Annotated in this window: 17 protein-coding genes and 5 pseudogenes; 5 read left to right on the forward strand and 17 right to left on the reverse strand. The window is 74.2% G+C overall.

Features of this window, described 5'->3' with window-relative positions; genetic code table 11:
* Positions 1 to 57: 57 nt before the first annotated feature.
* The 7 genes and pseudogenes from BJF88_RS23095 to BJF88_RS05625 all read right to left on the reverse strand — a co-directional run.
* A pseudogene (locus BJF88_RS23095) lies at positions 58 to 462 on the reverse strand (RICIN domain-containing protein); the annotation flags it as partial.
* Complete coding sequence (locus BJF88_RS20265) at positions 444 to 1,547, reverse strand: glycoside hydrolase (RefSeq protein ID WP_255371796.1); 1,104 nt, start codon at positions 1,545 to 1,547, stop codon at positions 444 to 446. The gene BJF88_RS20265 and the pseudogene BJF88_RS23095, both read right to left, overlap by 19 nt.
* Positions 1,490 to 2,116: a hypothetical protein gene (locus BJF88_RS21330; protein ID WP_255371799.1), complete on the reverse strand. Its 627-nt coding sequence runs from the start codon at positions 2,114 to 2,116 to the stop codon at positions 1,490 to 1,492. Before BJF88_RS21330 ends, BJF88_RS20265 begins: the two co-directional genes overlap by 58 nt.
* A 149-nt stretch (positions 2,117 to 2,265) precedes the next feature.
* Positions 2,266 to 4,428 carry a beta-galactosidase gene (locus BJF88_RS05610; RefSeq protein ID WP_255371784.1) on the reverse strand — a complete coding sequence of 721 codons (2,163 nt, stop codon included), beginning with the start codon at positions 4,426 to 4,428 and terminating at the stop codon, positions 2,266 to 2,268.
* 101 nt (positions 4,429 to 4,529) lie between these two features.
* Positions 4,530 to 5,873, reverse strand: coding sequence for a sugar ABC transporter substrate-binding protein (locus tag BJF88_RS05615; protein ID WP_075828083.1), 1,344 nt, complete (start codon positions 5,871 to 5,873; stop codon positions 4,530 to 4,532).
* A 65-nt stretch (positions 5,874 to 5,938) separates the two neighbouring features.
* Positions 5,939 to 6,810 (reverse strand): annotated as a pseudogene (locus BJF88_RS05620) (carbohydrate ABC transporter permease).
* An 80-nt stretch (positions 6,811 to 6,890) separates the two neighbouring features.
* Complete coding sequence (locus tag BJF88_RS05625) at positions 6,891 to 7,826, reverse strand: carbohydrate ABC transporter permease (protein ID WP_083648891.1); 936 nt, start codon at positions 7,824 to 7,826, stop codon at positions 6,891 to 6,893.
* Between the two features lie 203 nt (positions 7,827 to 8,029).
* On the opposite strand from BJF88_RS05625, the gene BJF88_RS05630 reads away from it, so the two are divergent.
* Positions 8,030 to 9,118 carry a LacI family DNA-binding transcriptional regulator gene (locus BJF88_RS05630; RefSeq protein WP_083648892.1) on the forward strand — a complete coding sequence of 363 codons (1,089 nt, stop codon included), beginning with the start codon at positions 8,030 to 8,032 and terminating at the stop codon, positions 9,116 to 9,118.
* A gap of 58 nt (positions 9,119 to 9,176) precedes the next feature.
* On the opposite strand, the pseudogene BJF88_RS23100 reads toward BJF88_RS05630, so the two are convergent.
* A pseudogene (locus BJF88_RS23100) lies at positions 9,177 to 9,751 on the reverse strand (DUF6194 family protein).
* Between BJF88_RS23100 and BJF88_RS05640 the strand changes: the two are divergent.
* The gene (locus tag BJF88_RS05640) at positions 9,715 to 10,527 is read left to right on the forward strand and encodes a MerR family transcriptional regulator (RefSeq protein WP_075828084.1); all 813 of its coding nucleotides are present in this window, start codon (positions 9,715 to 9,717) and stop codon (positions 10,525 to 10,527) included. The pseudogene BJF88_RS23100 and the gene BJF88_RS05640 overlap by 37 nt on opposite strands.
* 73 nt (positions 10,528 to 10,600) lie before the next feature.
* On the opposite strand, the gene BJF88_RS05645 is transcribed toward BJF88_RS05640, so the two are convergent.
* Positions 10,601 to 11,776, reverse strand: a complete 1,176-nt coding sequence (locus BJF88_RS05645; protein WP_255371786.1) for an ROK family transcriptional regulator — start codon at positions 11,774 to 11,776, stop codon at positions 10,601 to 10,603.
* A gap of 103 nt (positions 11,777 to 11,879) precedes the next feature.
* Here BJF88_RS05645 and xylA point away from each other — a divergent pair, with 103 nt between their 5' ends.
* Both xylA and BJF88_RS05655 read left to right on the forward strand, forming a co-directional pair.
* Positions 11,880 to 13,061, forward strand: a complete 1,182-nt coding sequence (gene xylA / locus BJF88_RS05650; protein WP_075828085.1) for a xylose isomerase — start codon at positions 11,880 to 11,882, stop codon at positions 13,059 to 13,061.
* 1 nt (position 13,062) lies between these two features.
* Positions 13,063 to 14,673 (forward strand): xylulokinase, encoded by a 1,611-nt coding sequence (locus BJF88_RS05655; RefSeq protein ID WP_255371787.1) that lies wholly within the window; start codon positions 13,063 to 13,065, stop codon positions 14,671 to 14,673.
* Between the two features lie 96 nt (positions 14,674 to 14,769).
* Here BJF88_RS05655 and BJF88_RS05660 read toward each other — a convergent pair whose 3' ends face one another.
* Complete coding sequence (locus tag BJF88_RS05660) at positions 14,770 to 15,231, reverse strand: tRNA (cytidine(34)-2'-O)-methyltransferase (RefSeq protein WP_075828112.1); 462 nt, start codon at positions 15,229 to 15,231, stop codon at positions 14,770 to 14,772.
* Positions 15,232 to 15,388: 157 nt separating this feature from the next.
* On the opposite strand from BJF88_RS05660, the gene BJF88_RS05665 reads away from it, so the two are divergent.
* Positions 15,389 to 15,772: a nuclear transport factor 2 family protein gene (locus tag BJF88_RS05665; RefSeq protein ID WP_075828086.1), complete on the forward strand. Its 384-nt coding sequence runs from the start codon at positions 15,389 to 15,391 to the stop codon at positions 15,770 to 15,772.
* 35 nt (positions 15,773 to 15,807) lie between these two features.
* On the opposite strand, the gene BJF88_RS05670 is transcribed toward BJF88_RS05665, so the two are convergent.
* The 7 genes and pseudogenes from BJF88_RS05670 to BJF88_RS23115 form a co-directional block, all read right to left on the reverse strand.
* Positions 15,808 to 17,055: an RNA polymerase sigma factor gene (locus tag BJF88_RS05670; protein ID WP_255371797.1), complete on the reverse strand. Its 1,248-nt coding sequence runs from the start codon at positions 17,053 to 17,055 to the stop codon at positions 15,808 to 15,810.
* A 68-nt stretch (positions 17,056 to 17,123) separates the two neighbouring features.
* The gene (locus tag BJF88_RS05675) at positions 17,124 to 17,543 is read right to left on the reverse strand and encodes a YciI family protein (RefSeq protein WP_075828088.1); all 420 of its coding nucleotides are present in this window, start codon (positions 17,541 to 17,543) and stop codon (positions 17,124 to 17,126) included.
* Between the two features lie 116 nt (positions 17,544 to 17,659).
* Positions 17,660 to 17,908, reverse strand: coding sequence for a hypothetical protein (locus BJF88_RS21335; protein WP_255371788.1), 249 nt, complete (start codon positions 17,906 to 17,908; stop codon positions 17,660 to 17,662).
* On the reverse strand, positions 17,905 to 18,324 hold the full coding sequence (locus BJF88_RS21340) for a methyltransferase domain-containing protein (protein WP_255371789.1): 420 nt from the start codon (positions 18,322 to 18,324) through the stop codon (positions 17,905 to 17,907). The genes BJF88_RS21335 and BJF88_RS21340 overlap by 4 nt, the downstream gene beginning before the upstream one ends.
* 55 nt (positions 18,325 to 18,379) lie before the next feature.
* A complete protein-coding gene (locus BJF88_RS23105; RefSeq protein WP_369824493.1) occupies positions 18,380 to 19,480 on the reverse strand; it encodes a phosphoenolpyruvate carboxykinase (GTP) in 1,101 nt (366 codons plus the stop codon).
* A gap of 83 nt (positions 19,481 to 19,563) precedes the next feature.
* A pseudogene (locus BJF88_RS23110) lies at positions 19,564 to 20,192 on the reverse strand (hypothetical protein); the annotation flags it as partial.
* Positions 20,075 to 20,329, reverse strand: a pseudogene (locus tag BJF88_RS23115) (phosphoenolpyruvate carboxykinase); the annotation flags it as partial. The pseudogenes BJF88_RS23110 and BJF88_RS23115, both read right to left, overlap by 118 nt.
* Positions 20,330 to 20,389 lie beyond the last annotated feature (60 nt).

A 20,389-nucleotide genomic window follows, 5' to 3' on the forward strand; every position in this document is an offset into this window, starting at 1 on the left:
CGTGCCGACCGGCGAGCCGTCCGCGGTGGCCTGGCCGCCGACCTCGAGGAGCGTCTTCGACGAGGCGTTGACGAACGTGGACGTGCCGTCGCCGGTCGTGGACAGGATCCACTGCGCGGCGAGCGGGGTGTCCGCGACGTCCGCCGGGGCCTCGACGAGCGCGGCCGAGGTGTCCTCGGTGACGGAGAGCTGCTCGCCCGTCGCCGCGTTCGTCACGGCGTACCGGGTGCGGTTCGTGCCCGCGCCCTCGGGAGCGCCGAGCGCCGTCAGCTCCCACGCCTGCTCGGCCACGGGTGCGTCCGTGCGCACGACGAGGCCGTCGCCGGACGCGGCCGGCGCGAGCGAGCGGTCCGACTGCACGCCGTCGATCCGGTAGACGTGGCCGTCCTGGACGAGCGCCGCGTCGTCGGCGACACCCGAGACGCCGTGGACGACGAACGTCGTCACGGACTCCGCGGGCACCGTGAGCGTGGCGCTCGGACCCGAGGCTTCGTGCGCGACGCGACCGGCTCGCCCTCCACGAGGTAGCCGGCCGTGCTCGTGACGACGGGGGTGACGGTCGCATCGGACCCGACCGCACCGAACTTCGACAGGTCGAGCGTGACCGCGCGCTCGTCCGTCGTGGCGTTGACGTGCACGACGGTCGCCGTGGAGTCGTCCTCCGAGATCGCGGCCGTGCTGCTCGCGTCGTCGGAGCGGACCAGGCGGTCGCCCGGCTCGATGTAGTGCGTGAAGTTCTGGGTCGCCCAGTACTTCGTGTTCGTGTAGATGGGGCACGTCTCGAGCGTGTCCTCGGCCGTGCAGTCGAACGGGATCTGGATCTCGCCCCAGTTCATGCCGTCCGCGCTCTCGCCGCCCGGCGCCATGTTGGTGTAGTCCTCGACCGGCTGCCAGAACACCCAGGCGTTCGGCTCGAGCTCGCGCAGGTCGTCGACGATGTGCTGCGCGCTGCCGAGACCGGACTCCATGGTCTCGAAGTCCTGCCCCGTCGAGCTCCAGTTGCCGCCGACCTCGCTCATCCACAGCGGCTTGTCCTCGCCCTTGGCGATGTCGCGGACCGTGGTGCGCTGGCCCGTGCCGTACGTGTGGACGTTGAGCTGGGCGACCTGGTCGCGCACCGACTGCGGGTAGGAGTTCCAGTTGCGCGCGAACGTGCCCGGGTTGGTCTCGTCCATCGCCGAGATCACGGCGTCGGTCGTCGAGCCCTCGAGCGCGGACGCCAGCGCCGGGATGACCTGCTGCTGCAGCTCGGGGCCCATGTGGGCGCCCTCCTGGCGGCCGCCGGTCGGGTTGCCGTCGGCACCGAGCTGGGTGCCCCAGTAGTTCGTGTTCGGCTCGTTGAACGGGTCGATCGTGTCGACGTCGATGCCGTGCGCCTCCTCGAGACGCTCGGTGACGCCCACCATGTACGCCGCGAAGTCGTCGATGCTCTCCGTCTTCAGCTGGTCGGCGTTCGCGTCGAACCCGCCCGAGACGTAGCCGCTGACGGTCATGAACCACGGCGGGGAGTTGCTGAACGTCTCCCAGTGCGTGACCTCGTCCTTGATGCGGTCGACCCACCACCGCTGCGTGGCGTCCGCGTCGGGGTCCCAGTGGTCCGGGTTCTCCGGGTCCCACCAGTCGACGTCCTCGCGCGTGGTGCCCTCCGGCGCCTTCCACCAGCCGTCGACGCGCCGCCCGCCCGCAGGTACGGCGGGACGTCGGGGGCGTTGCCGCCGCCGACGTTGTAGCGCGCGATGTTGAGGTTGAGGCCCTCGTCGCCGAAGACCATGTCCGCGAGCCGCTCGCGGATCTCGTCGGGGTAGTCGCCCGTCGCGTTGGCGAACCACACGAGGCTCGTGCCCCAGCCCTCGAACGGGGCGCCGGCGTACGAGGGGTCGGGCGTCACCGTGACGCCGGGGACGTCGTCGTCGACGGCGGCGGCCGCCGCCGACGGCGTGCCGAGGGCGCCGAGCGGCCCGGCGGGTGCGGCCTGGGCGGGGACGGCCCCGAGGGCGCAGCCCGCGACGAGCGCGCCCGCCCCGATCCCTGCGCCGAGCCGTGCGCCCAGCGATCGACGGGGTGGGGCACCCCGCGTCGTGTCGTCGTGCTCTCGCACGTCCGGTGTGGGGCTCATCGCTGAGCCACCTCCTTCGCGTCGCTGCGAACCGATGGGGGGTGCCATCGGGTGCGGGGGATCCCGCGGGGTTCGAGAGGTCCGACCGCGAGGTAGAACCTTCGGCCCCGAGGTAGAGCGCGGCGGGCTCTACCTCGAGGCCGGGGGTTCTACCTCGGCGTGGTCTCGGCGGGGCGGCGGACGACCGCCACGCCGCGCGGGTCGAGCAGGAGCGCACCGTCGCCCGGGCCCGAGGGCGTCAGGCGACGCCCGAGGAGGACGTCGCCCGCGACGTCGGGCACCTCGACGGGCTGCGCGGTGCGGTTGACGAGGAACCAGAACTCCTCGCTGCCGTCCGTCCGGACGGCCAGCTCGACGAGGCCGCGCGCCGCCGCGGGCAGCTCGCTGCGCACGCCGGCGTCCTCGAGCAGCCGGCCGAGCACGGGCGCGAGGCCCTCGCGGCCGAGGCGTGTCGAGACGTAGGCCGCGGAGCCGGTGCCGGCGCCCGTCGTCACGGGACGGCGCGTGATCGCCGCGCGACCCGCCTGCTCCCCGGTCTTGTACCAGCCGACCACCTCGACGGCCGGGTCGACGACGTCGACCGGCTCCGCCCACGTCGTGGCCTCGAGCTGAGCGCCGTCGACCTCCACCGTCACGGACTCGCCGTCGAGCAGCGGCGCGAACTCCTCGACGCGGACGCCGAGCAGGTCGCGCAGGGCGCCCGGGTAGCCGCCGAGCCAGGCGTGGTCGTCCTGGTCCACGACGCCCGAGAAGTACGTCGTCACGAGGTGCCCGCCGCCCTCGACGAAGGCGGTGAGCCGGTCGCGCAGCGCGGCCGGGACGACGTGCAGCACCGGCGCCACGACGACGTCGTAGCCCGTGAGGTCGGCCGCGACCGGCACGACGTCGGCCCGCACGCCGAGCGCGAGGAACGCCGAGTACCAGTCGAGCGCCTCCTGGCGGTACCGCAGGCGGTCGGTCGGGTGCGAGTCCAGCTCGCTCGTCCACCACGAGTCCCAGTCGAAGACGATCGCGGCGCGGGCGGGAGCCTGGTCGCTGCCGGCGACGGGCGCCAGGTCGCGCAGCGTCGCGCCGAGGGCGACGACGTCGCGGAACAGCCGCGAGTGCTCGCCCGCGTGGGGGACCATGCCCGAGTGGTACTTCTCCGCGCCCGCCGCGGACTGGCGCCACTGGAAGTAGCAGACCGCGTCGGCGCCGTGCGCGACGTGCGTGAGCGAGTCGCGGGCGAGCTCCCCTGGCTTCTTCGCCACGTTCACGGGCTGCCAGTTCACCGCGCTCGTCGAGTGCTCCATGAGGAACCACGGGCGGTGGCGGGCGATGCCGCCGGTGAGGTTCGCGGAGAACGACAGCTCGTCGAGCGCCTGCGGCCCGGGCAGCACGTAGTGGTCGTTGGAGACGAAGTCGAGCTCGTCCGCCCACGCGGCGTAGTCCATGCCCTTGGTCTCGCCCATGACCATGAAGTTGGTCGTCACGGGGACGTCGGGCGTGGCGCGGCGCAGGATCGCGGCCTCGGCGCGCAGGTACTGCTGCAGCGCGTCGGACGAGAACCGCTTGAAGTCGAGCTGCTGCGTCGGGTTGGGGTGCGACGTCGTCAGGCGCGGCGGCAGGATCTGGTCCCAGTCGCTGTAGCGCTGCGACCAGAACGCGGTGCCCCACGCGGCGTTGAGCGCGTCGAGGGTCGTGTACCGCCCGCGCAGCCAGGTACGAAAGGCGTCGGCTGCGCTCTCGCTGTAGTCGTAGACGTTGTGGCACCCGAGCTCGTTCGACACGTGCCAGGCCACGAGCGCCGGGTGGTCGCCGTAGCGCTCGGCCATGCGTTCGACGAGGCGCAGCGCGTGCTCGCGGAAGACGGGCGACGTCGGGCGCCACTGCTGGCGTGCGCCCGGCCACAGGGTCTCGCCCGTCCGGGTCTGCGGGAGGACCTCGGGGTGCTTCGTCGTGAGCCACGGCGGCGGGGAGGCGGTCGCGGTGGCGAGGTCGACGGTGATGCCGTTCTCGTGCAGCAGGTCCATGACCTCGTCGAGCCACGCGAAGTCCCACGTGTCCTCGGTCGGCTGGATCCGCGCCCAGGAGAAGATCGCGAGCGAGACCACGGTGACGCCGGCCTCGCGCATGAGCCGCACGTCCTCGGTCCAGACCTCGCGCGGCCACTGGTCCGGGTTGTAGTCCGCGCCGTACGACAGGCCGGACGGCGCGTGCTGGTCCGGGTGCGCGGGCTCGCCGGGGCGGGCGTGCGGGCCGGGTCGCCGCAGCCAGCGGTGGGGGACGGGGCCGTCGGCGGTGGCCGTCGGGCGGTCGGTGGTGCTCGACACGAGAGGTGCTCCTCGGATGGTGCTCGGACGACGGCGTCGTGCGCCGTCGGGCGGTGACCGGAGACCGGTGGCCGGGCGCGGGGCCCGGCCACCGGCGGACGTCACTCGTTGACGGTGAAGCCCTGCTCCTGGCCGTAGGCCACGGAGGCGTCCTGCCAGTCCTGCAGGCCCTGGGTCAGCGGCGTGCCGGAGACGTACGCCTGGCCCACCGTGTCGTTGAAGATCGAGTTCGCGTACACCTGGAACGGCAGGTACTCCCAGCCCTCGACGACGTTCGCCGCGGACTCCGCGAGGACCTCGTTGATCTGCTGGCCGCCGAAGTACTCGGACTCGTAGGACTGGAACTCGTCCGACTCGAGCTCGGCCGTCGTGGCGGGGAAGGCGCCGCCGTCGACGCGCGTCTGGACGCCGTCCCCGGCGTTCGCGTACTCGAGGAAGGCGTAGGCGAGCGCCTGGTTCTCGCTCGCGGCCGGCACGGACAGCGCGGAGCCGCCGTTCTCGGCGCTCGCGGAGGCGCCCTCCTCCCACTGCGGGAGCGGCGCGACGCGCCACGTGCCGGCGCCGTCCGGCACGCCGGACTCGAGGTTGGCCGGCATCCACGCGCCGATCGCGAGCGTCGCGATCGTCCCGTTGCCGAGACCCTGGTACCACTCGTCGCTCCACGAGCTGACGGGCGCGAGGAGGTCCTCGTCGATGAGCGTCTGCCACGTCTCGGCGAACTGCGTGCTGCCCTCGTCACCGAGGTCGACCGTCACGTCCGTGCCGTCGACCTGGAACGGCTGGCCGCCGGCCTGCCAGATGAGCGACGTCGTGAAGCCGGCGTCGCCCGTGTCGTTGGTGATGTACACGTTCGGGTCCGCGGCGTGCAGGGCGCGCGCCGCCTCGACGAAGCCGTCCCACGTCGTCGGCACCTCGACGCCGTGCTGCGCGAAGACCTCCTCGTTGTAGAACAGCGCCATCGGGCCGGAGTCCATCGGCAGGCCGTAGACGCCCTCGCCCTGCTGGACGGAGCTCCACGGGCCCGGGGTGAAGGTGCCGTCGAGCTCGTCGGCGCCGAACGCCGAGAGGTCCGCGACCGACTCCGAGAGCGCGAACTGGGGCAGCGCGTAGTACTCGACCTGCGCGACGTCGGGCACGCCCCGGCCGGCCGCGATCGCGTTTTGCAGGGCGGTGTACTGGTCGTTGCCGGTGCCGGCGTTGACCAGCTCGACGTCGACGTCCGGGTGCTCGGCCTCGAAGTCGGCGACGACCTGCTCGAGCGTGGGCTCCCAGGCCCACACGGTCAGGCTGCCGCCCTCCTCGAGGGCGGCCGCGACGTCGTCGGCGGACCCGCCGGAGCCGGAGTCCGAGCCGGAGTCGCCGCCGCCGGAGCAGGCGGCCAGGCCGAGCGCGACGACGCCGGTGGCGGCGACGGCCCGCAGGGTGCGGGTGGTGCGGATGGACATGGGTGTTCCTCTCACTTCGTCGTCAGACGGATGGGTGGTGCGGGTGGGGTGCGCCGAGGCGCGGGTCACTCCTTGACGGAGCCCGCCGCGAGGCCGGACTGCCAGTAGCGCTGGAGGAGGAGGAAGGCCACGACGAGCGGCAGGATCGTCAGCAGCGACCCGGTGATGACGAGGTCGAAGATCGCCTCGCCGCCGGCCGTCGCCGCCTGCGCGTTCCACGCGTTCAGGCCGAGCGTGAGCGGGTACCACGTCGGGTCCTTGAGCATGATGAGCGGCAGGAAGTAGTTGTTCCACGTCGCGACCATCGTGAAGAGCAGGACGGTGACGATCCCCGGCGCGAGCAGCGGGAGGGAGACCTGGTAGAACGTGCGGAACTCGCTCGAGCCGTCGACGCGGGCGCCTCAAGCAGCTCGGTGGGGATCGCCTCGGCGGCGAAGACCCACATGAGGTAGAGGCCGAACGGCGAGATGAGCGACGGGATGATCACGGCCCAGGGCGTGTTCGTCAGGCCCATCTGGCTGAACATGAGGAACGTCGGGACGGCGAGGGCCGTGCCGGGCACGGCGACCGCGCCGATGACGATCGCGAAGACGCCCCGCTTGCCGGGGAAGGTGAACTTCGCCAGCGCGTAGCCGCCGAGGACGGCGAGGAACGTCGCACCGCCGGCGCCGAGCACGACGTACAGGACCGTGTTGACGAACCAGCGGCCGAAGATGCCGTCGTCGTAGGTCACGGTCCGGGCGATGTTGTCGAACAGCGCGAAGTCGCCGCTGAACCACAGGCCGAAGGACGAGAACAGGCTCGACTGCGTCTTCGTCGCGTTGACGACCAGCCAGAACAGCGGGACGAGCGAGTAGAGGAGCACGACGCCGCTGAGGACGGTGAGCAGCGTGCTGCGGCGGGGCCGGGCGACGCTGTGCGGCGCGCGCGAGCGCATCCGGACGGGCTTGCGCGGCGGCGGCCCGACGACGGGCACGGCGGACGGGTGCGGGCTGGTGGGAGTCGTCGCAGACACGGTCAGGCCTCCTTGCGCATGCCGCGCAGCTGGACGACGTAGGCCACGATCATCGTGAGGACGCCCATGATGATGGCGACGGTCGCCGAGTAGTTGTACTGCTGGCCGGAGAACGACAGCGAGTAGGCGTACAGGTTCGGGGTGAAGTACGTCGTGATGGCGTTCGGGGCCAGGCTCTGCAGGATGCTCGGCTCGTTGAAGAGCTGGAACGAGCCGATGATCGAGAAGATCGTCGCGATGACGAGCGAGCCGCGGATCGCGGGGATCTTGATGGCCCGCACGACCTGCCACTGGCTCGCGCCGTCGAGCTCGGCCGCCTCGTAGAGCGACGTCGGGATGACGCGCAGCGCCGAGTAGAAGATGAGCATGTTGTAGCCGACGAACTCCCAGGTCACGATGTTGCCGATCGCGAGGAGCACCCAGTCCGGGGACAGCGGGTTGGGGATCGACGTGCCGAGCGCGTCGTTGATGTTCCCGACGAGACCGAACCGCGTGCCGTACATGAAGCCCCACATGAGCGTCGCGACGACGGCGGGAACGGCGTAGGGCAGGAAGATCGAGATGCGGAAGAAGTTCTTGCCGTACAGGCGACCGCTGTCGATCGCGAGCGCGATCAGCAGCGCGATGCCGAGCATGATCGGCACCTGGACGAGCAGGAAGAGGCCGACGCGCGTGACGCCCGACCAGAACTGCGGGTCGGAGAACGCCCGGGCGTAGTTGTCGAACCCGACGAACTGCGTGCCGCCCACCATCTGCGTGCGGAACAGGCTGAGGTAGATCGAGTACGCGATCGGGGCGAGGAAGACGAGCGCGAAGACCGCCATGAAGGGGCCCACGAAGCCCCACCCGATCCACGAGCGCCGTCGGCGCCGGGTCGGGCGGGAAGAGTCGACCGGTGGTACGTCGGAGACCACCACGGGTGGGGACGTCGTCGTCATGCTGCTTCCTCGTCCTCGGGGCGGGTGACGCTGTCGTCGCCCGGTGTTTACGTAAACATCAGCATGCACGACACTCGATGTTTGCGCAAACATCACGTACGGTGGTCCCGACGGTCCCACGGTGGTGACCGGCGTACGCGAAGGCCCCGGGACGAGGGGTCGGCTCGCGGGCACCGAGGCTCGCAGGGAGGACCACGAGGACGATGACGACGACGGACCGGCTCGACGAGGACGTCCCCGCCACCACGGCGCCCGTCGTGACGAGGACGCCGCCGGTGCTGCCCGTGCGCCGGGTCTCGATGGCCGACGTCGCGCGCCGCGCCGGGGTCTCGGCGCAGACGGTCTCCCGGGTGTCGAACGGGCACCCCGGCGTCGTGGCGGCGACGCGGTCGCGCGTGCTCGACGCGATGGCGGAGCTCGGCTACCGCCCGAACAGCGCGGCGCGCGCGCTGAAGAGCGGGAGCTTCCGCACCATCGGCGTCATCCTGTTCTCGCTCGGCACGACGGGCAACGTCCGCACCCTCGAGGCGATCGCCGCCTCGGCCGCCGCCGAGGGGTACGCCATCACCGTCATCCCCGTGGAGGCGCCGACGCAGGACGGCGTCCACGGGGCGTTCACGCGCCTCGGGGAGCTCGCGGTCGACGCGATCATCCTGCTCATGGAGGTCCACCTGCTCGACGTCGCGCAGGTGAGCCTGCCGCCCGGCGTCGAGGTCGTGGTCGCGGACTCCGACGCCGGCGACCGGTACGCGGTCGTGGACACCGACCAGGCCGACGGCTCCCGGCAGGCGGTCGAGCACCTGCTCGACCTCGGCCACGCCACGGTCCACCACCTCGCCGGGCCCGCGCACTCGTTCGCCGCCGAGCGGCGAGCGGACGCGTGGCGCCGGACGCTGGAGGCCGCGGGCCGTGCCGTGCCGCCCGTCGAGCACGGCGACTGGTCCGCCGCGTCCGGGTACGAGGCGGGGCGCCGGCTCGCCGGGCGCGCCGACTGCACCGCGGTGTTCGTCGCCAACGACCAGATGGCGCTGGGGCTCCTGCGCGCGCTGCACGACGCGGGGCGTCGCGTGCCCGAGGACGTGAGCGTGGTCGGGTTCGACGACCTGCCCGAGTCGGGCGAGTTCCTGCCGCCGCTCACGACCGTCCACCAGGACTTCGCGGAGGTCGGGCGGCGCTGCGTCGCGCAGGTGCTGCGCCAGGTCCGCGAGGGTGTGCACGAGACGGGGACGCGCCTCGTGCCCACCCGCCTCGTCCGGCGCGCGAGCACGGCGCCGGCGCCGGGCGGGCGCTGACGGGTACTGAGCTGACGGGTACCGAGGGGTACCGAGGCGCACGGACGGGCGCGCCCCGTCAGTCCTGCGGCGGCTGCACGCGCAGCGACCCTCGCCGCTCGTGGCGGGCGCGGGACGCGGCGTGCGCCTCCCGCAGGAGCCGCAGCACGAGGGCACCGGTCCGCTCGCCGGGGTTCACGACGGCGACCCAGCCTGGGCGGCGTAGGCGGGGTGGGGGACGACGACGTCGGCGGCCGTGAGGTTCGGCGGCAGCACGACGTCGCGGGGCTCGGCCCCGAGCAGGTCGCGGAACGTCGCGCGGTCGACGTGGACGTTGACCCGCCACCGCCCGGCGGGGTCGAGGTCGCACGCGTCGTCGCCGGGGTAGTCCTTGGTGACGACGGTGCCGTACGGCTGCTCGCGCTCCGGGACCGTGCCGTCGGGTGCGTGGTAGAAGAACGCGTCGCCCCACGCGAGCTCGGGCGCGCCGCTGCCGGGTCCGGGCAGGAGGACGAGCGCCCCGTCGAACGTCCGGACCGTGCCGATGATCTGCTCCCTGTCCATACTTCGAGCATGACGTTGAAGTGCTCGCGTGGGGTCGACCGAGGCGATCGCTGATGACCGCGCGCGAGAGGTCTCCATCGGGGCGTGCATCGGGGCCGCCGCTCCGCACCGTCGACGTCGCCCGTGCGACCGGGTACTCGCTCCAGCAGGTGCGCGACCTCGAGCGCCTCGGCGTCGTCCCTCCCGCCGCGCGCTCGGCGTCGGGCCACCGTGCCTTCACGCCCGTGCACGTCGCCGCGCTGCGCGCCTACCGGGGCGTCGCGGCCGCCGCCGGGCCGGTCGTGGCGCGGCGGCTCCTCGCGACCCTGTGGCACGGGACCCTCGACGGGGCGGCGGCGTCCGTCGCCGGACTGCACGTCGCGCTCGCGCGCGAGCGCGAGGAGGTGCTGCGCGCGCAGGAGGCGCTGCGGGCGATCCGCGCGGAGTCCACGGTGCCCGGGTCGGCCGGGCCGGTTCCCCTGGCCGGAGCCGGAGCCGGAGCCGGAGCCGGAGCCGGGGCCGACGGCGACGCGATGACGATCACTCAGCTCGCCGAGGCGCTCGGCGTCCGGATGTCGACGCTGCGGTTCTGGGAGGCCGAAGGGCTGCTGGCCCCGGAACGTGTGACGTCGCAGCGCGTGCGCCGCTACCCGCCGCCGGTCGTCGCCCGGGCCCGCGTCGTGGTGGCCCTGCGCTCTGCCGGCCACCCGGTGCCGGCGGTCCGCGACCTGCTCGCCGCGTTCGACGGCGCGTCCGGCGTGGAGCGTGCCGACGGGGTCCTGCGCGAGCGTCTGGAGCGGGTCGCCCGGCGCTCGGTCGCCCTGCTGCGCGCGGGCGCGGACCTCGCCGACGTCGTCGAGGCCGTCGGCGGTGCGCCGCCGGACTGAGCCCGTCAGTCGCCCTCGACCCACGCCGCGGGGTGCTCGACGACGCGGCGCAGCACCTCGCGCGCGCCGCCCGTCATCGCGGCGTGGTCGCCGACGGGCGCCGCGTCCACCCGGACGTCGGCCCACGGCGCGGCGAGCACGCGGTCGCGCAGCTCGGCCTCGACGGGGCCGCGCAGGTGCGCCAGCAGCGGCGGGTAGATGCCGCCGAGGAGCACCGTCTCGATGTCGACGAGGTTGACGTAGTCGGCCAGCGCGCTCCCGAGCGCCCGGCCCGCGAGGGCGACGGCCGCGAGCGCGTCGGGCGCCCGGCGTCGAGCGCGGCGACGAGGTCCGACGTCTCGGCGGTCGTGGCGAGGCCGGCTCCGCGCAGCAGGGCGTCCTTGCCGGCGTACTGCTCGAGGCACCCCGTCGCGCCGCAGCGGCAGCGCGGGCCGCGCGGGTCGACGACGACGTGGCCGATCTCGCCCGCCCAGCCGTGCCCGCCGTGGAAGAGGCGCCGGTCCACGACGATCGCGGAGCCGATCCCGACGTCGCCGGACACGTACAGGTACGACGTCGGGGCGGCCGGCGCGCTCCCGGCGCCGGGCACCACGGTGCGCCCCGACTGGGCGAGCGCCGCGAGCTTGGCCTCGTTGGCGACCGTGACGGGGACGCCGTGCGGCGTGCCGTCGTCGAGGCCGAGGGAGGGGACCGGGTCGAGGCGCGTCCAGCCGAGGTTCGGCGCGACGACCAGGCCGCCGGTCCGCACGTCGACGAGGCCGGGCAGCGCGAGCGTCGCGCCGGCGACCGTCATGCCGTCGGCGGTCACCGTGTCCACCAGGTCCCGGGCGATGCGTCCGAGCCGGGCGAGGACGAGGTCCGGGTCGCTGTCGTGCAGGTCGTCCGGCTCGACGTGCTCGGCGACGACGGCGCCCGTCAGGTCGAGCACGCGCCCGCCGAGGTGGTCGACGTTGACCTCCAGGCCCAGGCCGACGACCGTCCGCGGCGCGGGAGCGAGGGGCACGGCCGGGCGGCCCGCGCGCTGCGGGGCGAGCGGAGGCAGCTCGGCGACGATCCGGGCCGCGACGAGCCGGTCGACGAGCGTCGAGACGGTCGCGCGGGTGAGCCCGCTGGCCGCGGCGATGTCGGCGCGCGAGCAGGGCGCGGGGGACTCGAGCACGGCGCGGGCGACGAGCGCGAGGTTGTGCTCGCGGAGCGACGCCTGCCGGGCTGCGGACTGACCCGTGCGGGTCGCTGCGGCGCGGTTCACGCCTTGACCCTACCGATCCTGGCGCATAAGTTCAGCCGTACGACAAAAAGGGGGCGCGACCGTCGCGCCATCCGACGAGATTCTCGAGGACGAGGAGACCACCGTGGCCGACGAGCCGACGCAGGACATCAACTTCTCCTTCGGTCTGTGGACCGTGGGCTGGACCGCGCAGGACCAGTTCGGCAGCGCGAGCCGCCCCGAGCTGGACCCGGCCGACTCCGTGCGGCGCCTCGCCGAGGTGGGCGCGTGGGGCTTCACGTTCCACGACGACGACGTGGTGCCCTTCGGCTCCGACGACGCCGAGCGCACGAAGCGTCTCGGCGCCGTGCGCAAGGCCGCGGAGGAGACCGGCCTCGTCATCGAGATGGTGACGACGAACCTGTTCAGCCACCCCGTGTTCAAGGACGGCGGTCTCACGTCGAACGACCGCGGCGTGCGCCGCTACGCGCTGCGCAAGGTGCTGCGCAACGTCGACCTCACCGCCGAGCTCGGCGCGAAGACGTTCGTCATGTGGGGCGGGCGCGAGGGCACCGAGTACGACGGCGCCAAGGACCTGAACTCCGCGCACGAGCGGTACGCCGAGGGCCTCGACCTGACCGCGGCGTACATCAAGGAGAAGGGCTACGACCTCAAGATCGCCCTCGAGCCGAAGCCGAACGAGCCCCGCGGCGACATCTTCCTCCCGACGATCGGCCACGCGCTCGGCCTCATCGCCAAGCTCGACAACGGCGACATCGTGGGCCTCAACCCGGAGACGGGCCACGAGCAGATGGCGGGCCTGAACTACACGCACGGCCTCGCGCAGGCGCTGTGGGCCGGCAAGCTCTTCCACATCGACCTCAACGGCCAGCGCTCGATCAAGTACGACCAGGACCTCGTGTTCGGCCACGGCGACCTGCTGTCGGCGTTCTTCACGGTCGACCTGCTGGAGAACGGCTTCCCGAACGGCGGCCCGCGCTACACCGGCCCGCGGCACTTCGACTACAAGCCGTCGCGCACCGAGAACGAGGTCGGCGTGTGGGACTCCGCGCGCGCCAACATGGAGACCTACCGCCTCCTCGCGCGCAAGGCCGCCGCGTACCGCGCCGACAGCCGCGTCCAGGAGGCGTTCGCCCACTCCGGCGTCTTCGAGCTCGGGCAGCCGACGCTCGCCGCCGGCGAGTCGGTGGCCGACCTGCTCGCGGACCGCAGCGCGTACGAGGACTTCGACGTCGACGCCGCGGCGAACCGCGACTTCGGCTTCGTGCGCCTCAACCAGCTCGCGCTCGAGCACCTCATCGGCTGACGTGGCGAGCCCTTCCGGGACGGCCGACGCCGGCGGCCAGCGCGTGCTGGTCGCCGGCGTCGACACGTCCACGCAGTCCTGCAAGGTCGTCGTGCGTGACGCTCGGACGGGGGCGCTGCGGCGCTTCGGCTCGGCGAAGCACCCCGACGGCACGGAGGTCCACCCGGACGCGTGGTGGGAGGCCCTCGGCGCCGCGGTCGCGGCGGCCGGCGGTCTGGACGACGTCGCCGCGCTCGCCGTCGGCGGGCAGCAGCACGGGATGGTCGCGCTCGACGCCGACGGCCACGTGGTCCGGCCGGCGCTGCTGTGGAACGACACCCGGTCCGCCAAGGCGGCGCGCGACCTCGTCCGCGAGCTCGGCGACGGCGACGACGAGCGCGGCGCCCAGGCCTGGGCCGACGCGATCGGCTCGGTGCCCGTCGCCTCGCTCACGGTCACGAAGCTGCGCTGGCTGCGCGACGCGGAGCCGGAGAACGCCGCGCGCGTCGCGGCGGTCGCGCTGCCGCACGACTGGCTGACGTGGCGCATCGCCGGGTACGGCCCGAAGGGCTCTCCGACGGCCCCGCTCGGTCCCGACCTGGACGCGCTCGTCACCGACGCGTCCGACGCCTCCGGGACGGGGTACTGGGACGCGACGCGGGCGACGACGGGAGCCGGCGACGGCGAGGGTGAGGGCCACGCCGACGGGCGGGGCGGCTACCGCCTCGACCTGCTCGAGCTCGCGTTCGGGCGCACCGACGTCGTGCTGCCGCGCGTCGTCGCGCCGTCGGCGGTCGCAGGCGTCGCGCACCCGACGGTGGCGGGGTCCGCCGTCGAGGGCGGTGCGCTGCTCGGCCCGGGCGCGGGGGACAACGCCGGCGCCGCGCTCGGCCTCGGCATGGTCGCGGGCGACGTCGCGGTGTCGATCGGGACGTCGGGCGTCGTGTCCGCCGTCGCCGACGACCGCACGGCCGACGGGTCGGGACTCGTCAACGGGTTCTCCGACGCGACGGGCCGGTACCTGCTCCTCGCCGTGACGCTCAACGCGAGCCGCGTGCTCGACGCGGCGCGCTCGGTGCTCGGCGTCGACCACGCGGAGCTCTCGCGGCTCGCGCTCGCTGCGCCCGCCGGCGCGGACGGGCTCGTGCTCGTGCCCTATCTCGAGGGCGAGCGGATGCCGAACCGCCCCGACGCGTCGGGGACGCTGCACGGGATCCGCCTCGGCACGACGACGCCCGAGCACCTCGCGCGCGCGTTCGTCGAGGGGATGCTGTGCGGCCTCGCCGACGGGCTCGACGCCCTGCGCGCCCTGGGCGTGCGGGTCGAGCGCGTGCAGCTCATCGGCGGGGGAGCGCAGTCCGAGGCGGTGCGACGCATCGCGCCGCAGGTGCTCGGGCTGCCCGTGACGGTGCCCGAGCCCGGCGAGTACGTGGCCGACGGCGCCGCGCGCCAGGCCGCGTGGGTCCTCGCCGCGCACCGGGCGACCGGGGCCGGCGACGGCGCGACGAGCACCGGCACGAGCGGTGGCGAGGTGCCCCCGCCAACCTGGGCCGCGTCGTCGGGCACCGTGTCCGAGGCGGAGCCGGTCCCGGCGATCCGCGAGCAGTACGCGGCGGTCCGCGACCTCGTCTGACCGCCGATCTCGCTCGTCCGACCGCCGACCACGGGGTTGGTGCCGTCATCCGCCGGATGACGGCACCAACCCCGTTCTCGTGCGCCGAGGCTCGGCTCAGGCGCCGCCCGCGAACCCTGCCTGCCGCCAGGCCTCGTAGACCGCGATCGACGCCGCGCTCGTGAGGTTGAGCGACCGGCGGCCGGTCAGCATGGGGATCTTGAGCTGGTCCGTGACGCGCGGGTGCGCGAGGACGTCGTCGGGCAGGCCCGTCGGCTCGGGGCCGAACAGCAGGACGTCGTCGGGGCGGTAGTCGACGTCGGCGTACGACGTCGTCGCGCGCGTCGTGAACGCGAAGACCCGGCCGGGAAGCGTGGCGAGCGCGGCGTCGAGGTCGGCGTGCACCTCGACCGCGGCGAGGTCGTGGTAGTCCAGGCCGGCGCGACGCAGCCGCGGCTCGTCCATCTCGAACCCGAGCGGTTCCACGAGGTGCAGCCGGGACCCGGTCACCGCGGCGAGGCGGATGGCGTTGCCGGTGTTCCCGGGGATGCGCGGCTCGAAGAACACGACGTGCGGCAGGGTCGACGCCGGGCGTGCGGACGGGTCGGCGACGTGCGGGCGCCAGTCGGTGCCGGGGTCGGGGGAGGAGCTCACGGCGTCGATTATCCCGTCAGGCGCGGGTGCGAGGCCCCGTCTCGTGGCGCACGCTGGGAACCCCGCGCGAGAGGAGACCCGGATGGACCTCGACCGGCAGACGGTGACGGCATGGGTCGGTGCGTACGAGTCGGCGTGGCGGGCGAGCGACGCGTCGGCGGTCGAGCGGCTCTTCACCGAGGACGCGACGTACCTGCGCTCGCCCTACGACGAGGAGCCGCTGCACGGGCACGACGCGATCCGCGGCTTCTGGACCGTCGACGAGGACGCGTCCTTCACCGTGACCGCGGGGCCCGTGGCGGTCGAGGCCGACGCCGCGGTCGTGCGCCTCGAGGTGCGCTACACCGCCCCGCGCGAGCAGGAGTACCGCGACCTGTGGCTCCTGCGGTTCGCCGCCGACGGGCGCGTGTCGCACTTCGAGGAGTGGGCGTACTGGCCGGGGAAGCCGTACAGCGCCGCGGACTGACCGCGCGCTGACCGGAGGCCGGGGACCCGGGAGCCTCAGGGGCGCAGCGCCGCGGACTTGCGGCGCAGCAGGTCGCGCTCGCGCGGGTTCGGGCACAGGCGCACGGCGAGCTCGTACTCCGCGCGGGCCTCGTCGGTGCGGCCGAGCCGGCCGAGCAGCTCCGCGCGGACGCTCGGCAGCAGGTGGAACCCGGAGAGGCGGTCGGTCGCCACGAGCTCGTCGACGATCCGCAGCGCCGCCTCCGGGCCCTGCGCCATCGACACGGCCACGGCCCGGTTGAGGTCGACGACGGGCGACGGCGCCAGCCGGCCCAGCGCCTCGTAGAGCAGCACCACGCGGTCCCAGTCGGTCTCGGCCACCGACGGCGCGACGGCGTGGCACTCGGCGACCGCCGCCTGCAACCCGTACGCGCCGCGGCCGCGACCGAGGGCGTCGGCGCGGGCGAGCGCCGCGCGGCCGCGCCGGATCGCCGACCGGTCCCATCGCCGCCGGTCCTGGTCCGCGAGCAGCACGGGCTCGCCGTCGGGACCGGTCCGCGCACCGAAGCGCGCCGCGGTGAGCTCGAGCAGCGCCAGGAGGGCGTGCGCCTCCGGCTCGTCGGGGACGAGCCCGACGAGCACGAGCGCGAGCCGGGTCGCCTCGTGCGCGAGGTCCGGACGCAGCCACTCGTCCCCCGACGTGGCCGTCGAGCCCTCCGTGAAGATCACGTACAGCACGGCGAGCACGCCGGCGAGGCGCTCGCGCCGCTCCTCGCGCGGCGGGACGGCGAACGGGACGCCCGCGGCGGCCAGCGTCCTCTTGGCCCGGGTGATCCGCGCCTGCACGGTCGCCGTCGGGACGAGGAACGCGCGCGCGATCTCGTCGCTGGACAGTCCGCCGACGACGCGCAGCGTCAGGGCGACCTGCGCCTCGCGCGAGAGCACCGGGTGGCACGCGACGAGCACGAGGGCGAGCACGTCGTCGTCCATCCGGTCGGGGTCTCCCAGGACGTCGACGTCCTCGGTGCCCGCGGGCGGCCCGCCCGTCGTGGTGCCGCCCTCGTCCAGGCCGCGGGCGAGGGCGGCGTACCGCTCGTCGAGCGCGGCGCGCCGGCGGAAGGCGTCGATCGCCCGCCGACGGCCCACGGTGAGCAGCCAGCCCGACGGGTTCGTCGGGACGCCGTCCCGGGGCCACGAGACGAGCGCCTCCGCGAGCGCCTCCTGCGCGAGGTCCTCGGCGAGGGCGACGTCGCCCGTGTACCGGGCGAGGGCTCCGACGATCCGCGCGGACTCGATGCGCCACACCGCCTCGACGGCGCGGCGGCCGGGCTCGTCCTCCCGGCCGCCGCGGGTGACCGGCCGCGCGGGCGAGGTCACAGCTGGCCCGTCGACTCGCGCCACGCCCTCTCCTTGCGGATCCACTCGTTGTCCTGCGGGAACTCGTCGATCGTCGGCACGCGGCGGACCTCGACCTTGGTGCCCGGGCCCGCCATCGGCAGGCGCTTGGCCCACTCGACCGCCTCCTCCTGCGACGCGACGTCGAGCACGTAGTAGCCGCCGAACAGCTCCTTGGTCTCGCCGTACGGGCCGTCGGTGACCACGGGGGTCTCGGTCGAGAAGTCGACGACGACGCCCTTGCTCGCGTCGTCGAGGCCCTCGGCGGCGAGCAGGACGCCCGCGCGGATCAGCTCGTCGTTGAAGCGCCCCATCGCGTCGAGCATCTCGTCGAACGAGACGTTCTCGAACGCCGCGGCGCCCTCGTCGGTGCTGCGCATGATGAGCATGTACTTCATGGTTCGTCTCCCGTGTCGGCGGGCCGGTCCTCCGACCCTCTCACCCACAGGTCGAACGGGACAGGCCCGGATCGACACGGTCCGCGGCCGGGTTCGTCGCAACGCCCGCCGGCTCCTCAGACCCGGCGGAGCTCCGCGCGCCAGAGGCCACGGCGGCCGGGAGGGTCCTCGACCGGCAGCTCGTCGACCGACACCGCCACCAGCCCGTCGGCGGCGAAGGCGTCGATCTCCGCCCGGGTCAGCAGCCACGGTGGCCCGCCGTCGTCGTCGCCGTGGGCGACCGACTGGATCACGAGCAGGGTGCCGCCCGGTGCCACGAGCGAGCGGACCCCGGCGGTGAGCGCGCCGCGGACGCTCCGGTTCACCGCCTGCACCGTGTAGATCTCGACGACCAGGTCGAACGCGCCGGCCCACGCGGGCGGCAGGTCGAGCAGGTCGGCGACGGCGTAGGCCACGGCCGAGCGGGATGGCGGGCGCGTGCCGCGGCGACCGCGGAGGGCGAGACGTCGAACGCCGTCGTCGCCCAGCCGAGACGGGACAGGTGCTCGGCGTCGGCCCCCAGCCCGCACCCGACGACGACGGCGGACCGTCCCGCGGCGGGCGGCTCGCGCGTCTCCAGCCACGACGCCAGCACCGGGTGCGGGTCGTCGTGGTCCCACGGCACGGCGACGTCCCCGCGGCCCGCGGCGGACCAGAGCCGCTCGAACCAGCCCGTCGGGTCGGACGGGTCGGCGTTGCCGAGCCGGTCGGCCTCGGTCTGCCAGCGGCGGCGTTCGACCATGGCGCCGACCCTAGTGACGCGCGGGAGCCGCCCACAAGGGTCGGTCGGCGCCAGGTCAGGCCTCGAGCCGCTCGCGGAGCCGCGCGAGCTGGTCCCGCAGCGCGTCGGGCACGCGGTCGCCGAACGTGTCGAAGAACTCCGCGGTCAGCTCGGTCTCGGCGAGCCACGACGTGGGGGAGATCTCGAAGAGGGCGTCGAGGGCGCCGTCGGGCAGGTCGAGGCCCTCGACGTCGAGCGCACCCGGCGCCGGGAGCAGCCCGACGGGGCTCGTCACCGCGCCGCAGTCGGTCCGCACGCCGTGCGCCCGGTCGACCTGCGCGGCGATCCAGGCGAGCACGCGCGCGTTCTCCCCGAACCCCGGCCACAGGAACCGCCCGTCGGCGTCCTTGCGGAACCAGTTGACCTGGAAGATCTTCGGTCGCAGGTCCGGGTCCATCGACGCGCCGACGCGCAGCCAGTGCGCCCAGTGGTCCGCCATGGTGTAGCCGCAGAAGGGCAGCATCGCGAACGGGTCCCGGCGCAGCTCGCCGACCGTGCCCTCGGCGGCGGCCGTCCGCTCGGACGAGATCGTCGCTCCCAGGAAGACGCCGTGCTCCCAGCCGTAGGCCTGCGCCACGAGCGGCACGTTCGACGCCCGCCGCCCGCCGAAGACGATCGCGTCGATCGGCACGCCGTCCGGGTCGTCCCACGAGTCCGCGATCGTCGGGCACTGCGCCGCCGCGACGGTGAACCGCGAGTTGGGGTGCGCGGCGGGGCGCCCGGCCGCGCCGTCGGCCGGCGTCCAGTCCCGACCGGTCCAGTCGACGAGGTGGGCGGGCGGCTCGGGGGTCAGACCCTCCCACCACACGTCGCCGTCGTCGGTGAGCGCCACGTTGGTGAAGATGGTGTCGCGCGCGATCGTCTCCACCGCGGCCGGGTTGGTGTCGGGGCCGGTGCCCGGGGCGACGCCGAAGAAGCCGGCCTCGGGGTTGATGGCGCGCAGCCGCCCGTCCGGACCGGTGCGCAGCCACGCGATGTCGTCGCCGATCGTCTCCACCGTCCAGCCTGGGAGCGCGGGGCGCAGCATCGCGAGGTTCGTCTTCCCGCACGCCGACGGGAACGCCGCGGCGAGATGGTAGCGGCGCCCCTCGGGCGACGTCGCGCGGATGACGAGCATGTGCTCGGCGAGCCAGCCTCGTCGCGCGCCATGGTGGACGCGATGCGCAGCGCGAAGCACTTCTTGCCCAGCAGCGCGTTGCCGCCGTAGCCCGACCCGTACGACCAGATCTCGCGCGTCTCGGGGAAGTGGCGATGTACTTCGTCTCGTTGCACGGCCACGGCACGTCGTCGCGCCGCACGACGTCGTCGCCCCGCCCGGGACGCCCGCCCACCAGCGGCGCGCCGACCGAGTGCACGGCCGGGACGAACGGCTCTCCGCCGGCGACGAGGTCCGTGACCTCGCGGCCGACCCGGGTCATGACGCCCATGCTCACGACGACGTACGGCGAGTCGGTGACCTGGACGCCCACCTGGGAGAGGGGCCCGCCGACGGGTCCCATGGAGAACGGGACGACGTACATCGTCCGGCCGCGCATGGACCCCGCGAAGACGCCGCGCAGCTCGGCGCGCATCGCCCCCGGCTCGCGCCAGTTGTTCGTCGGGCCGGCGTCGGCCTCGTCGCGCGAGCAGATGAACGTGCGGGACTCGACGCGCGCGACGTCGCCCGGGTCCGACCGCGCGAGGTAGCTGCCCGGGCGCGCTCCGGGTCGAGGGGGAGAAGGGTCCCGGTCCCGACCATGAGCCGGATCAGCCGCTGCTTCTCCTCGGGCGAGCCGTCGCACCAGACGACCTCGTCCGGCTCCGTCAGCGCGGCGATCTCCCGCACCCACGCGTGGGCGTCGCGCGGACGCGGGTCGGGCACGGTTCCGCCGCCCGCCGGGGCGGCGCTCAGCTCCGCGAGCTCGGACTCGACGTCGTCGAGCAGTGCGGCGAGGCGGGTGCGGCGCGGGTTCGCGGTGGCGGTCATGGGGCGGGCTCCCTGCGGTGGGTGGGCGAGAGACGAGGGACCGGGCGTCCCTCGTTCCCA

Source organism: Cellulosimicrobium sp. CUA-896, assembly GCF_001942335.1.
GTDB lineage: Bacteria > Actinomycetota > Actinomycetes > Actinomycetales > Cellulomonadaceae > Cellulosimicrobium.